The sequence below is a fragment of the Stieleria sp. JC731 genome (genome assembly GCF_020966635.1).
Classification (GTDB): domain Bacteria; phylum Planctomycetota; class Planctomycetia; order Pirellulales; family Pirellulaceae; genus Stieleria.
Genome location: NZ_JAJKFQ010000002.1, coordinates 253,001 through 268,832 on the forward strand (window position 1 = coordinate 253,001; position 15,832 = coordinate 268,832).

The following is a 15,832-nucleotide window of genomic DNA, read 5'->3' on the forward strand; positions in this document are numbered from 1 at the left end:
AGTGATTCCGTAACACTCTAAAATGACACTGGATTTGTGGCAATGTTCGAACCGGCAACGATGTCCGAAACCGGTAAACGGCAAAAACGCGGCGGCTCCTAGAATCGCCATTCCGCATAGAAAAACAGCCCGCGTTGAACAGTTGCCCGTGCCATGCCCTATATGAAATGGATGCCCTGACCGCACAGGCCACCATTGCGAGGGGGGGGCATCTATTTAGCCTTTTTCCGACACGGTCACCCCCGTGAATCAAAGTCCGATCGACAGATCGTCGGCCCGAAACATGATCTGCGTTGACGTCTTCCCCGGAGGTTTGCTATAGCCGACAAGGAGCGGATCTTGGGGTCTCACTGATAGCATTACCCCGGATCGACGGCCGTCCCCCGTCGACCAAAGCGGCCAAGAAAACGACACACAGAACCACTGACCGACGCCAAAACGAATTTGGCAGGTACTCCCCATCGGGCAGTGAAACGAAGAATGGAATCGAACCATGGGCGAGATCTTTGGATTGCCGATATTCCCAATTTTTGTCTTCATCTGCGCGGGGATGGGGCTTGGCTATCTTTACTGGTACCAAGTCGGGATCGAGAAAGACGAAATCATCTCCAACTTGACCAAAGAGCTCAATCAACTCCGGGACTCCAGGCCGCCTTCGGATAACGATGTCGACGAACTGAATCGATCCTTGGAAATTGCCCAAACCGACGCCGATCGGCTGTACGACGAAATCGCCGCGTTGCGTTCGGACAATGTCGAACTCGAATCATCGCTCACCGAAGCAAAAATCGCGGTCGATGAACATACAGCCAAAAATCAAGATTTGCTCGACCAAGTTGAAAGCCTGCTAGCGGAAAAAGATTCGCTTCAACTTGATGTTGATCAATTGAAAATCGACAAAGCAGATGCGTTGACCGCTCAAAACGAAGCGATCGAAGCGAAGAAAGTTGCGATCGCCGCTGAAGAAGAAATCCGTTCCGCTCGCCAAGCTGATCAAGCAGCGACGATTGCAGCCAACGAAGAAATTCAGCGGCAAACTGAAATCATCGATTCGCTCAAAGACATCAAACAAGAACAGATCAATGAGATTCATTCCCTGACCGAAACTATTGAATCGCTCACGTCAAAGCTTTCTGAAAAAGACGATTCCGATCAGGAACTTGCAGCACTACGTGAAACCAACGAGTCTCTAAACGCAGATGTCGATCGACTCAACCAAACGATCGAAACGCTTTCGCAAGCTCAGTCGGAGCAGACCGACCTAGCCACTGCGAATACGGCCATCCAGCAAGAGCTTGATCAGAAAAGTCAGCGAGTGGCCGAACTGGAAGATCAACTCGAAAAACTGCAACAGTCATTGCTTCTGCGTCAGCAATCCGATGAAGAACTGGAACTGTCAACGGAAAAGCTGTTGCAACAAATCGACGAACTGAAAGCCGCTTCCGATAAAAAAGAGGATCTCATCGATTCATCACGAGCTGAAATCGAATCGCTTCGATCCCGCTTTACTGAACATGAATCAACTGTCGAATCATTGCATCGCGATATCGAGTCGCTAACCCAACAAAAGGATGACGCGACCGCGAAATACGGCTCGATCGTCAGCAGCGTCGAACTGATGCAGCAGCAACTCGCGACGGCACTGGATCAGGCCGAACGCACTGCGGATCAAAACGAACGTCTTGCGGATCTGGTCGAAGACAAACAAAACCGCATCGTCGAACTGGAAACGAAACTGTCAGACGCCGAAGGATTTCGAGACGAACTGCTGGCACTGCAAGTCGAAAACGATGGCCGGATTTCTGATCTAGATGACCGCGAGCGATTGATCGAAAACTTGCGATCTGAGATTTCGACACTCCAATCCGAACTGGACACACTCGGCCAGGTGCGAAATCAACATGATCAACTGTTAGTGACACACGAATCAGTTTGCGTTCAGCTCGAAACCGCTCGACAAGAACACGAAAACGTTCTTGAACAACTCGGCACCGGTTCCGAAGAAATCCAAGTGCTTGTCGACAAGCTACAGCGCACAGAATCGGCTAACGAACGACTTCAACAGGAAGTCGATGCCCGCACAGAAGAACTTCAGCAAATCGCAGTGCTAAAATCCGAGATCGCTGGGCTTGAATCGGAAATTACTGGGCTGAAATCTCAAATCGAGCAGCAAAAGACTGAAATGCAGTCTTGGATCAACGACGCCGAGTACGAGCGAGAAATCCGAACAGGACTGGAGTCCAGCCTTAGCGATAAAACGACAACGATCGCGAACCTATCGCAACGTTGCGAATCGATCGCACCACTTCAGCTCGAAAACCAACGACTCGGCGATACCGTCACGGCGCAGCTCGAAACGATAACGCAACTGAGCGAGCAATTGGAGCAAACCGAAAACAATCTCAGCTCGTCGCGACAAAGCGAAGAAACGCTTCGCGAACAATTACAAGTGATCGAATCGCTTGAAAACGACAATCAAACCCTGACAGACAAACTGCGGGATCATGTCGACAAAATGGATTCGCTGACGACAGGCCTTCGCGATCGCGATGTCGAAATCACCGAACTGAAAGCCCAAGTCGAAAACGCCGAAGACTTGGCCGCTCGCCTCAAAACGCTTCAAGAAGACCTCGATTCCAAAGTCGAGGCGATCGAATCATTGGAAGATACTCTGGGCGCCCGTGAAGTCGCGATCACTTGCCTTCAAGAACAAGCTGACCTGGTCAGCCCTCTTACAGAGGCCAATGAAGCGATCTCGAAACAACTTAAAGAAGCAAACCGTCAAATCGCGGGACTGAATGCTTCACTCAGTGACCAAGAATCCGAAATCGAATTGCTCAGAGACAAAGAGCAGCAATTGTTCGATCTGCAGGAACAGATGGAATTGAGCCAAACGGAGATCCAATCGGCGAACTCCGCACGTCAAAAAGTCGACGAGCAGCTATCACTTGCCAACGAACAACTGGCGGAACTGACATCGCAAATCGGCGAACAGCAGTCATTGAACTCAGAGCTGCGAAATGAGCTGGATGTTCAACAATCACGACTCATTTCAGCGATTTCGACCATCGAGTCACTCGGATCGAAGTTGCGTGAACGCGATCAAGATATCTCCGATATGAAAACTCGTATGGGGAATGTGATCGACCTCGAAAAACAGCTGCACCTGCGAGATCGAGACATTCACCAACTGAAACAGCAAAGCGATTTGCAAACACGAGCGTTTGCAGAACAACGAGAAGAGCTTCTGCGACTGCGTGACGATGTGGCAGACCTTGAAGCGACTCGCCAACAATACGAAACGGCTCGAGTTCGCATTGGGGAGCTAACCGACAAATACGAAACCTTACTGGCGACCAACAAAACTCTCCAGAAACACGCCAACGACCAATCGGAAAAATTGGACCTGAGTAACTCAGTGCTTTCCGATCTTCGCAAACAATTGGCAGAACGGACTAATCAGCAGCAAGCGACTGGAGAACGTCTCAAAGCGGTCTCGGCTGACCTCGAAACGTTGAAAAAGACCAACCAAACGTTGGTCGCCAAGTCTTCGGATCTAACCGCCCACCTCAAGCGAGTCAGCGACGAACACGAATCCAGCTTGCAGGCCAACGAACAAGCTCACGCTCAGGTCCGTGAACTTCAGAACGAAATCCATCGCCAGAATACAACGATTCGTGCGTTACGTCGGGAACGTGGCTCGATTGAGAATCTCGACTCACGCGACGCGGCTTGAATCAGCAGAGGTTTCCGATTCGGAGAGCTCGCGGGGCTGAACGTACTTTGACTTGCGGTGCTTGCGAGCCAACCGTCGATTGCCAACGCTCTCGGCAATACGGGCTCGCAATTCTGCCAGGATGTTTCGGTCGATTACCTCTTCGTCTTTTCCTGGTTTGACAAACACTTCCATCCAAGTATCGATCAACGGCTCTTCGTTCCCGTCAGCAGCTTTGAGGCACTGAACGCCCACGGTCATCAGTTTCGAGATCGACTTAAAAGCTTTGTACAGCTCGTTCTTATCAGCTTGCAAAATCGCAACTTCGAGATCGTCAACATCCATCGCGAAGACGCCATACATCGCGACCGCAGTCATCATGTCGTTCGCCATATTCTCCGGATCACGGGAGAAGACATCGTTGATCACCTCTCCCGCGAATCGGGCATCTCGCATATGCACCCCGTAAAGCACCGCGGGCAGGACGGTATTGGCATCACGATTCTCTACCCGACGGAAGTTACGAGCGAGCGTTTTCATTTTGGGCTCCTGATCGCCGATCATTAGCACCCACAAAGCTTGCCTCCACACATCTGGAACCGTATAGACCAACGCACCGATTCGCTTGATGAACTTTTCAGCTAGCCGATTGTATTTCTTCCGTGTGGCGGCATCGACCGAATCGGAATACTCACACTTGCTGTATAGCTTGCCAAGGACATCCATCACTGCAGCCAAAAATGGCTCGGGATGTCGTGGCAGCTTCATCAACTTCTTGATTCCGGTTGATGGATCGTCCGACGAAACGTTCACGCACGACCAGACATGGCCGAGCGCTTCGGTAGCGTTTTTACGTTTCATCGCCTTTGTAAGCGTACTGGCCAAAATCCCGTCGGGCTGCTCATCGAAGTGCCGCAGGGTATTGCGAGCCACGTCTGTCGCGCTGGACGCATCGGGCAGCTTCTGAAATACAGTCACGAAACCGTTGTAATCCTGGTGTGCCAGTGCCAACGTCGCATGCGCAATCGCTAGCGGTATCGATTCCGCCTTGTCTTTGATCGACTTCACAAACGCGTCTGCGGCCGCGATTTCGTTATCTTCGATGTACAAGCCTAGCAGCTCGGTCAACGCATACGTGTAGCTCGGATCCAGCTCGAATGCTTGGCGAAGATGAAACTTTGCTGCGTCTCTATCTCCGTTGCGAAGTGCGGTGACGGAGTAGTATCCATGGCTGAGTGCGACGTTGGGTCCCCGATCCAATAATGCGGTCGCAGCCATGTCATACAGCTCATCGTTTTCCAAATTCATGGCCCAATCAGCAAGACGGCTCCATGCCTCAAGATTCGATGGGTCACGCTCAAGCGCCAGTTGAATTCTCTCACACGCCTTTTCGGTCTGTTCGGTTAGGTTCAACAGATTGGCCGCGAACAGATTCAGCTGACTTAAGTCGTACGGATCGATGCCTTCGGGCGAACAAGCTTCGATCGCTTCTTCGACCATGTCTCGTTCGTAGTAGCGTTGGGCCAACAGTCCGTGCAGATCCACGTTGCGTCGATCTCTTTGAATCGCCGCCTTTAAGACACCGACGGACTCCTCCCACTGATCCTCGCGATGAAGCATCTCGGCCAATCGAATGTTGGCGTTCGAATCATTCGGTCGCTGTGTAACCAGATCTCGAGCCGCCGCCACCGCATCCGGCTCTCGATTTTCATACTGACAAAGAGACAGAAACAATCCCCACGTGTCACCACAGTTTGGAGACAACATTGCGGCGTCATGAATCAAACGACGGCGTTCATCTTCGTCTTCGGTCGACCGTCCTAATTCCACCATTAGGCTGGCGTCTGATGGTGCCGCCCCCAAGGCTTGCCGTAAGGTTTGCTCGGCATCCTGAGGTCGATCAACGGACTGATAGACTTGCGAAGTTCGAATCGCCAGTTCGCTATTGAACGGGTCCAGCTCCAAAGCCTTTTCGAATGCAGATACCGCCGCAGGCAAATCGTTTTTACCAATGTAAATTTCGCCTAGGTCCTGCCAGTACTCCGGCTGGTGGCTAAAACGTTTTTCGCCATCCAAAAGCACCTTTTCGGCTTCATCAAAGCGGCGATAGTCGCAATGGTGATCTGCTGCGACTTTGTGGATGGTCAACACGTCGGGACGCACTTCACAAAGTTCATTGAGCTGCTGACAGATCTGCTGATCGTCTAGCATCCCGGTCGCAAAACGCTTGTAGGCGACAACACCAGATCCGTTGCTACGCTGCCGAATCAGTTCCCGAAAATGTTCCGCGAGAACCTCTTTGGCTTGTGATTCGTTTTCACAAAGCTTGATCCATGTGAGAACCGCAGGCATGTGATCGCAATCCATCTGAATCGCTTGACGGCAGTTTTCAAGTGCCGCTTCTATTTCGCCACGGCCGACCTGCGCCTCCGCCAGGATGTTGTACGACATCGCGGACTTTTCACAATCAAGCCCTTTCAACGCACTGCGATGTGCCTCGTCATACCAACCCGCTGCCGAACAGACCAGCGAACGTTCACGCCATGCCCAAGCGTCAAAATCACAGGTCTCCAAAATCTGATCCAGGTATCGCACAGCTTCTTCATAGCGAGCTGCCTTATGTAGGTATTCTGCGGTGATCGAAAGCATGCTCCGGCAATGCGGATACGACTGGACAATCGCATGCAGGAAGTCCAGTGTCGAATTCATCCCTTCCAAACTAGCTTTCAGATCCGCGATCCTTGCCGCGATATCGAAGTTCATCGGCTGAAGACGATACAGTTCGGTCAGACAATCGAGTGCATCGTAGGGACGCCCATCGGTCATCGCCAAATTCGCCTTGGTGAATAAGACTTGGTCGGCGGGCAACGGAATCGTTGCGTTTTCGATCAATTCCAATCCGATCGCAGGTTTCTCGAACTGCCCCAGTGCGGACGCGGCTTCACACAGCAGTTCACCATCGTGGCTTCGCATTTGAAGGGCTCGGCGGATCACGTCTGCGGCACGATCGGCATGAGTGGTACGTGCGAGAGCATAGGCATACGTGATCGCCGGCTGCCCACTGGCATGCCCATGTTTTTCGAAACGTTCACGCAAGACGTCGAGTGCTTCTTCCCGTCGACTCATCCGGATCGCGGCCGCAAGGTATCGCCGCGCGTGTTCTTCGTCCCGTTCGCCTGACATTGCGGCAAGACGCAGCAGTTCCAACGCATCATCGCGTTCCATCCGATCCCATAGACGGATCGCCTCGTTGGAAAGACCCTCTGGGTTTGTTGGGGCGGTACGCAGTACTGTTCGCAGTTGCTCCAAGCGTTCTTGGCTGTCTTCTTCGCTTTCCAATAGCCGCATCAAGCGAAGTCGACTTTCGGTACTCGGCGTTTCACCTTTGACACACTCACGCAAACGCTCGACGACCTTGTCTTGCCGATCGAACAAAGCTAACAGGTCACATTCGGCTAGCGTTAATAACTCTGTTTTTGGAAAACGATCACGCAGTCGCTGCATCGCATCCAATCGGACCGGAAGATTGACGTCGTAGCGAGCAACCTCGGTTTCAGCCCACAGCGTGATCGAATGCTCTGGGGCATCAGCCTTCATTTTTTCAAAGATGTTTGCCGCGCTGTCCCGATCATGATTTTGCAAAGCAGCGGCGATCGCATGCTGCTGATCAAACTTGTCCGAATCGGGGAGCTCGATTGATTCTAAGCGATGGATTTCGCGTGGCGGGATCAAGATCAAGCCACGAGGTCCGAATGCCTCATACTGTTCGATGAACTCCCGCAGCAGTGCCTCGATCGCGTGCCAAGTCCCTGGGTCCTGCATCAACAAGACACCACGCCGCGAGTCATACCCACAGACCACATTGATGTGACCGCTTCCTGGGTCAACGGTTGAAATTGCAAACGGGATTTCAGCATCGATCAGTTGATGCGCGACCATCTCAGTCAATCGAAACTCCCGGGCAATCAATCCGTTTTCTTCCGCCCAGACCCGTTGCTTGACAGGGGCAGTCCCGTCGTAGCAGATCTCATTGACCACCGCATCGTGATCCACTTCGATGCCCCAATAGCTGGACAACATCGTCAGTGTTGCAGGCGCGCACGTGACATGGTTCTGCCGTACGAATGGCACTTTCAGACGAACACGCTTTCCGCTAGTGCTGTTGCGTTCGAGGTTTTCCGCAAGGGTATCGTGAAATGGGTTGTTCGCGATCTTTGCCAACGCAATGGCCGTTTCATAGTCGCCTCGGTGGCAAGCGAGTTCTGACCGAATCTTGGCGATGGAAGAAAGCACGCTGTCCCGTTTTGCACGATCACGACGCGCCGGATCGGCGAGCGGAAAATACTGTCCGATTCCGTCTACAAGCGTCGCCGCCTTTTCGTATTCGTGCCTTTGCATTTCCATACTGGCGAGCTGCAATCGACATCCGCCAGACTGAGTGGTGTCGACAGACTGCTGCAAAATGGCGAACGCTTCGTCAACCTGATTGTCCTGTAGCAATAGATGCGACAGCGTCTGAATCGAAGGCGGGTAACTTGGCAACATTGTGATAGCGTCACGACAAGTTTGAATCGCTTGATCCATCTTGTCACAAGAAAGATACGCCGTCGCGATGCGCAACACCGGCCTTGGATCATCGGGCGAAAGTTTTCGGCCGATCTCCAGCCAATCGAAACCACGATCAAAATCTCGCATCCCGCAGAGGATCAAACCTTTAACGATCGCCCACTGAGACTTCAGCTCATCATCATCGGTATCCAACTCTTGACCGCGAATTTGCAACCACACTTGCGCGAGCGGTCGGTGAGACAGCTTCTGCATCGTTCGCAAAAATCTCACTTCGGGATCATCGGGATAACGGCGTCCCATCCGATAGGTCAGCACGTTGGACAGCTGAGTCCCGCCAAGCCGATCAGCCATTTTCAATGCGATCAAACCGCCGTCGCACCCTGACCACTGCAACAGGTCATCGCCTAACTTGCCTTTCGCAAATTCATAGGCATCGAGATACAGACCTAAATCTGATAAGCGGCGAAGCTCCTTTCGAACCTCTGAAAGATCTCGCTCGAGTGTTGCCAGATTAGGAGATGAGGAGTCCTTATCGAATTGCGTCATGCCATCTAATTCATTGAGGAGTCTGCTTGGCCAAAACATTCGACACCGCCACCGGCGATCAAATCCATAATAGCGGCCAGTTAACAAGAGACGCGAACAAGGAGTAGGTTCGTCTACCACTTTGCCAAAATTGTTTGTCGCGAATCAGTTTTCAACGATTAAATTGCTGATGGCGATCTGCCATCGAAGACTTCAGGACGCCAACTCGGTGACACATTCAGTCACTTAAAACGACGGTTCGATTGCGCATAGCGATGCACCAACCCAAGCCGCTCCGACGCTCATGAAAAGGCAATTGAGCCGCAAAGTGAAATGGATTAACGTCCGTGGTTAAATGGCTGTTGCCCAATCATCGCTGCTTGAACCCTGCTGGTTAAACCCTGCCGATTGAACACTGCTGATTAAGCTTTGCGATCAGACAGTGCTACGTTGGCTAATTCGACTGCGACTAGTGCGTGACGTTGGCACCAGGCAAGACAAGCGAATTGAAGCGATCAACGGACTCACCAGCCGACCAGGCGATCCCGCGAAGCAACAACACCCGGTACAAAGGATCGTCAAACGTCCAACTGTAGTGCCCGGGAATAGAAACAAAGACACGACCGTTTTCATGTGGCTTGGCCCAGAACAACGGCTGCGGGCTGTCTTGTTCAATACCCGTGGCGATGATGTATGGATTCGCCAGATCCCCAGTCAGGTTCCAATAGCTTTCGTCGACTAACCTCAAGACATTGAAACCACGAGTGATCGGGTTGGAATTGTCACGGGAGAAATTTAGTTCAAGAGGACCATGTCGATATAGCGAGCCTTGGCCCCAGGACAATCCGATTCGCTTGGCCAAATCATTCGAGTTTGCTTGGCCATCGACAGCCCAGTGGATATAGACCAGTCCTCCTCCACGTTTCAGGTGGGAATCGATCGCTTTTGCCCGTTCGGCGTTCCAGTCGCCACGCTGATAAAACACCAGCACGTCAGCATCAGACAGTTGTTGTTCGCTCGGCCACTGCATCGCGGTACTCAAGACCACGTTTTCAGCCACGCTGAACAGTTCTTTCCAAACGGTTAACCACGCAGGGTAATCATGCTCTCCTGGCCCGTGATCCTTTGCGCCACCGACCAGCACGATCTTCAATGGCTTAGCGACATCCACATTTTCAGGTGCCCCATCAAGCACGCGCCGGACATCGGTAATTGATCTCGCCGGCGGTGCTGGCTCTGACGTTGATAAAACAGGCATCGAAGGCCCGCGTGTCAACAAGAATGTCATCAAGTCTCGAACCTGATCACTGGAATAGTCTTTAAGCAAACCTTCCGGCATCACCGACTTTGTTGATGGCTGAAGCCGCTCGACCTGTTCAGGATCGATCACCGTCGTTTTGCCGCCGCTATCCCCAACATGCAACATTCCGTCGACCGTACGGATCGATCCGGTCAGGACACGTCCATCATCAAGAAGGATCGTCGACACTAAAAAGTCAGGATTGATCGCAAAGCTCGGCTGTGTGATATCGCGGAAAACGCTGGCGTAGTCTCGGTGAGATAAATTCGAAAGGTCGGGTCCGATCACGCCTCCTCGACCATGAATCGTGTGACACTTGGCGCAGCCTGATTTCGTGTCATGAAACAATCGAAAGCCTGCCGCCCAACTGCCCCCCTCAATTTCCGACAGTACCATTTCTTTCGTTGAGGCATCTTCGGACGGCTCGATCGTCCATGGAACAAAACTTCGACTCGGTGGGAATGGACGCAGGGTGGCGTCGTCATTGGTGAAATAAGAGATCTCGGAATTGGGAATCTGTTCCCCATCACGAATACGGCAGTCCAATTCCAACGACACAAGCGAACTTGGCGCGTCAAAACGATACTGCCCCTTTTCCAACAAACGCCCATTGCCCGAAGCCATCTGCGCGCCCGCCAAGCTGACATCATCGGACGTCACCAACGTGACGATTTCCGGATGCCACTGAAAATCAATTTTAGAACCCGGTTGGATTTCGGGGCGCAGCATCTGGTCTAGATCAGCTTTCAACCGAATCGTCAGCTGTCCCCGATGCCCCTCGTCTTCCTGGGACATCAAATCCCAAAGTTGATCATGGAATGCTGATCCCACGGTCCATTTCCGACTGGCTTGCAAATCGATTGTCGGAAGCCATCCCCGCCAAAGCACCTGCTCATCCCGTTGCCAAGTCGCCTCACATCCAGTCATCTCAAACGAAAGGTCGAACTGTGGAAGCTGGGCGAGTCTGTTGTCACCATCAATCGGTCCGTTTGAATCCGTTGCAGAGATTGGAATCGTGACGGCATAAGTCATCGCAGTTTGCAATGGATCGGTGGCGAGCAAAAGTGCTCGTCGATCGCTGGTCAATTGGGCGGAATAAACACGAACGTCTTTGCGTTTTGTCCGCTGCTGCATTTGAACGACAGAATACCCAGGCCAGAACGATTCAAACTGATCGCCAGCGCTGACGAATTCACCGGCACTCATATCGATCAATTCAGCCGCATTGCGAAACAATTCCGGGTCGACCGGACGGTCAAATTCGATACGCACTTCACGCGGACTGGTCGGCCAGATCGCAACCGGCTGAGCTACCAACTGGGCTACCGCTGGGGCCTTGGCAACCGCATCGGCGTTATATTCGATTTTGAAAAGAGTCCCGCGTCCTGCGGGGCCGCTGCCCCAGTCTGGTCCGCCGCTATGACAGGCAACCAAAAGCCCACCATCAGGCGTGACGCAACAATCAGCGGTCAACATATTCAGGCAAGCGAACAACTCATTGCGTGCGACGTAGCCTGTCGCAGACTTCACCAACTGGGTTCGATAAAGCTTCCCGCGGGAATATCCAGTCACAAAAGCATCGCCAGACCATTGGTCAGGACCGAACACCGGGCCGTTCTGATTGACCGGATCATTGAAACAGAACCCACACGTCGATTGATGTTGTGGCTTGTAATCAAACGTGCTCGGTTCATCAATGACATCCGGAAGATAGCTTGGGTGCCTCGGTGGAAATCCGTAGTGGCGACCTTTTTGAATATGCAAGAACTCGTCAAACGGATTGCCGTTTGGCAACCATGTCGCGCCTTCTTGATCGGTGCAGAACAAGTCTCCTTCGCGATTGAAATGCAGGCCGACAGGAAACCGGATCCCTGTCGAATAGGTTTCGCGAGACTTAAAATCCGGCGAGACTTTTACTATCGTCCCATGATCGTTCTCGATCGTGTATTCAGGCTTACCTTTTTTGTCTAATAGATATGCGTTTGCATAATCCGTCGTCCCCAACCCAAAAAAGACACTCCCGTCGGCAGGATCGATCGCAACGCCCAGCGCATCGACGTGATTGGCAATCTCTTCCCATCCGTCCGCCACAATGATTTCGCTATCGGCAACATCATCTTCGTCGGTATCGACCAACAAAGTACATTTACCCTTGGCAGCGACAAACAGACCTTGCCCTTTTGAATAACCCTGTGGAGTCAACGCCATCCCGATCGGCGCCCGTAGCTGGCCTTGATTCTTCCAGAACAAATCAGCTGTTTCCTCCAGCCCGTCGCCATCGCTGTCATTCAGCTTCCAAACATTTCCGTCATAGCCGAGCGCGATCAATTGGCCATCGGCACGATATCGAACGTTATTGATATTCGGCAAATCGACTGGCAGTCGTCTGACAGTGAATCCAGGACGTAATACCTGGACCGGGATTGACGGTTCAACACGGACCAACGCCTTTCCCCCGGTATCAATACTGGGGATCGGTTGACGCGGAACATCACCGTACTTTTGTTCCAAGTATGACTCGATCGCCTCTCGTTCGGCGGTGTCTAGCTTGCGGTCATAGATCAATACCTCCGCGATATCGGCATGCAGGAACCCACGCTGCTGCGGTGGGCCTCCATGTGTATACCGACGCGCACCGAGCACAAAATTCGTTAGCGACATCATCGAGCTTTCGGTACGGTCGCGTTTTCCTTGAGGCGAACCGTTCACCCATAGGGCGGTCCCATTCGGTCCTGGCATGGAGCTAATGCAAAGCCGCGTCACCGCTCCATACTCATGAGGCGACCGCAACAGATTGTCTGCGCCGGATTGGCCCGCGCCTTCTACACTGACAACTTGCAGCTTTCCCGGATTGCCGATCAACTGATCAACATTAAATCCAGACTGGTAGTCGTTTGTGTCGTCAGAGCTGAACGAGAACCAAGCTGTGAATGAGTCGGGATTGGAATATGTGGCCGCCACAACGAATGCTGTCAGCTCTTTAGAATTCCAATCTTGTTCGCGATGCTGCAAATAGTGCTGCACTCCCCCAAAGCTAACCGCGCGAAATTCTTCCGATGATTTGTAGCCGGGACAGCTGTCGTGTTCCGTTTGAATCAAATCACGCCGGTTGCCCGAACCATCGGGCCATAACGAAACCTGTTGATCATTTTGCAACGGGCTCTTTCCCGCTGCCGACAGCCCATCATTCAAGTGCGATGCGTCCAACCATATCGCCAACCCTTTTTCCACTGGCAAGTTGGGATCAGCCCACGGCTCGACCGCTACGACGTCTATTGCCGATATCAATAAACAGGCTATCGAGAAACACGTTTTGCTTACGATCGAAGTGATCGAACTTTGATTGAATCGAGCCATGGATTCGCACTAAAGGTGAATGTTGGTGTGGGGTAGGATTTTTATACGCGTACTCACTGGACTCGCCAAGCAAGTGCGTATTCGATGTCATCTGCTTCGCTGATCACATTGGCGTTACGAAGCCAACTCAAGGCGACGCTACTTGTTGAAGCACCGCAGCACGAAACGCTTCTTGACTTTTAGCCCCGTCACCAGGAAACCCGGCGTGTTGTACAAGCCAGATGAAGATCAAACCCTGCTGTTTGTCGAAATACGAATTGGTCGAATACGCACCTCCATGACCAAATCGATTGCCACCAGTTGAAAACCCAAATCCGTATTGATTGGGAAGCGTTTCCTGCGTTTGCTTAGAAGTCAACTGCTGGACAGATTCCTTGGAAAGCAATCGCTTCCCTTCAAACTCACCCTCGTTGGCCAACATCTGATAGAAGCATGCGATGTCGCGTGCTGTCGAAAACAGTCCACCGGCTGGCATCGGATAGCGTTCATGCTGGTCGGTCAGCGGATAGCGCAACTGAGAAATCGTTGTCGCTTCTAGACCTGTTTTATCTTTTCCCGGTTTGTACGAAGTCGCGATTTTGGCGTTCTGCGTTTCCGAGGGCCAGAACGTCGTTTCCGTCATCCCCAGCGGTTCTAAAAGTCGTTCCTGAAGGAAGACTTCAAACGGCTGCCCGGACACGACTTCGATGATCCGAGCCGCCGTATTGATGCCGGCGTTGCTGTATTGGTATTTGGTATCCGGCTGAAATTGCAACGGCGTCATCGCATAACTGCGCACACGATCTGCTAACGGAAGTCGATCCAATGTGGGCACTTCGATGGCCGACTGAAACGGAAGACCACTTGTATGCGAAAGCACGTTCGCAATCGTAATGGGATGAGTCGGCTTCTTTAGAAGTACATGCTGATCATCTTGCTCCGCGACCACCATCTGGCTTTTGAATTCCGGCAGGTACTTCTCCACGGGGTCGTTGACATTAATCTTTCCCTCGTCGACCAACATCATCAATGCACTGGCTGTCATCGGTTTTGATTGTGACGCGATCCAAAACATTGAACCGGGTGACATCAAACGTCCATTGTCGATGTCGGAATATCCGACGGCAGAGTGATAGATAACGGCTTGTGGACTCGCCACAAGCATCACTGCTCCTGCCAGTTCTTCGCGGTCGACGAAAACCTGCACCGCTTCATCAATCGCGTGTGGATCGATCTGCTGCTGGGTGACGGACTGGGCAATAAGCTCAGAAGACGTGATCGGACCGAATGAACCGGCCACAAGGCTGGAGCAAACAGCCAAAATCAGGAAAGATCTGGAAAGCGAGTATCGGATCATCGTCTAAGGAGGGACCAATTCGGTGGGAGGAAGGAGGCGTCTAAAATCCAAAGTGGTGCTTGCATTCACACCTCCTGAATCCATTCGCCTTCGGGCTGGGGCCCTAGATATTAGACGATTCGTCGATAGCGCGTTTAATAGCTAGCCGCTTGGCCTCGCGAAGAAACATTTTTTCAAAGCCAACAACGCCTCGGACTTTCGGTTGTTTTTGTCATTCCGGGCCTCCCTCAGCAAAGAATCGAAGACAAGAAAGAAAATCACTCAATCGCAATTCGGCTAGCAAAGAACTTGGATCATTATCGATCAAAGCAGTCTGATTTCGTTCTTTCGTGAATCAACAATCGGCAATCCCCAAGAGGTACCTGACTGAATCGTCAGCCAACTGGCCTTGGCAATTCTGATTGGCAAAACATGCGATTTCGTCAGCATGCACTGCATTGTTTAGTCATTTGCCAAACGTCTCGGCACACCGTTTGCCTAGTTGGATGTTTCGAAACGGAACCACGGCACCGAATTTCAGAACGTGGTTTCTCCAACTCCGAAACTTCCCAATTTAGGAATCCAGTCATGCGATCTTTTCTAGGACTATTCACTGTGTTGATGGCAGTTGCTTCGTTCGTCGGATGCAACGACAGCGTTACAGACCGCCAAGCCGACGCTGTTCGCGACAATAGCCAAGCACTTGCTGAAGACGTGCGAGATTCGTCACAGCAGATGGCCGAAAGCACCCGCGAAACTGCCGAACAACGTGCTGACAACTTGGAAGACCGATACAGCTCAGCAAAGCCAGCGCTAGAAGACAACGCAGATGAGCGTGCGGAAGCAATCCGTGATCGTGCCGAGAACAAGGCCGATGCTTTGGAAGAGCAAGGCGAGCAGAAAGCCGACATGATCGAAGAACAAGGCGAGCAAAAGGCTGACAACCTTGAAGAACTCGACGACTAATTCAAGTCAACCAACCTCCAAAGTCCGCTACGAGTTTCGATAGCGGACTTTGCTGGTTCGGACTCGGCTCACCAATCTACATACT

At 52.0% G+C, this 15,832-nt stretch carries 5 protein-coding genes; 2 read left to right on the forward strand and 3 right to left on the reverse strand.

Annotation, left to right across the window (positions count from 1 at the left end):
• The first annotated feature begins 493 nt into the window (after positions 1–493).
• On the forward strand, positions 494–3,736 hold the full coding sequence (locus LOC67_RS06775) for a hypothetical protein (RefSeq protein WP_230261773.1): 3,243 nt from the start codon (positions 494–496) through the stop codon (positions 3,734–3,736).
• Here LOC67_RS06775 and LOC67_RS06780 read toward each other — a convergent pair.
• From LOC67_RS06780 to LOC67_RS06790, 3 genes are all read right to left on the reverse strand, one after another.
• A complete protein-coding gene (locus tag LOC67_RS06780) occupies positions 3,719–8,830 on the reverse strand; it encodes a tetratricopeptide repeat protein (protein WP_230261774.1) in 5,112 nt (1,703 codons plus the stop codon). The genes LOC67_RS06775 and LOC67_RS06780 overlap by 18 nt on opposite strands.
• Before the next feature lie 448 nt (positions 8,831–9,278).
• Positions 9,279–13,328: a ThuA domain-containing protein gene (locus LOC67_RS06785; protein ID WP_230261775.1), complete on the reverse strand. Its 4,050-nt coding sequence runs from the start codon at positions 13,326–13,328 to the stop codon at positions 9,279–9,281.
• Between the two features lie 265 nt (positions 13,329–13,593).
• Positions 13,594–14,802 (reverse strand): serine hydrolase domain-containing protein, encoded by a 1,209-nt coding sequence (locus LOC67_RS06790; RefSeq protein WP_230261776.1) that lies wholly within the window; start codon positions 14,800–14,802, stop codon positions 13,594–13,596.
• Between the two features lie 567 nt (positions 14,803–15,369).
• On the opposite strand from LOC67_RS06790, the gene LOC67_RS06795 reads away from it, so the two are divergent.
• A complete protein-coding gene (locus LOC67_RS06795; protein WP_230261777.1) occupies positions 15,370–15,747 on the forward strand; it encodes an apolipoprotein A1/A4/E family protein in 378 nt (125 codons plus the stop codon).
• The last annotated feature ends 85 nt before the right edge of the window (positions 15,748–15,832 follow it).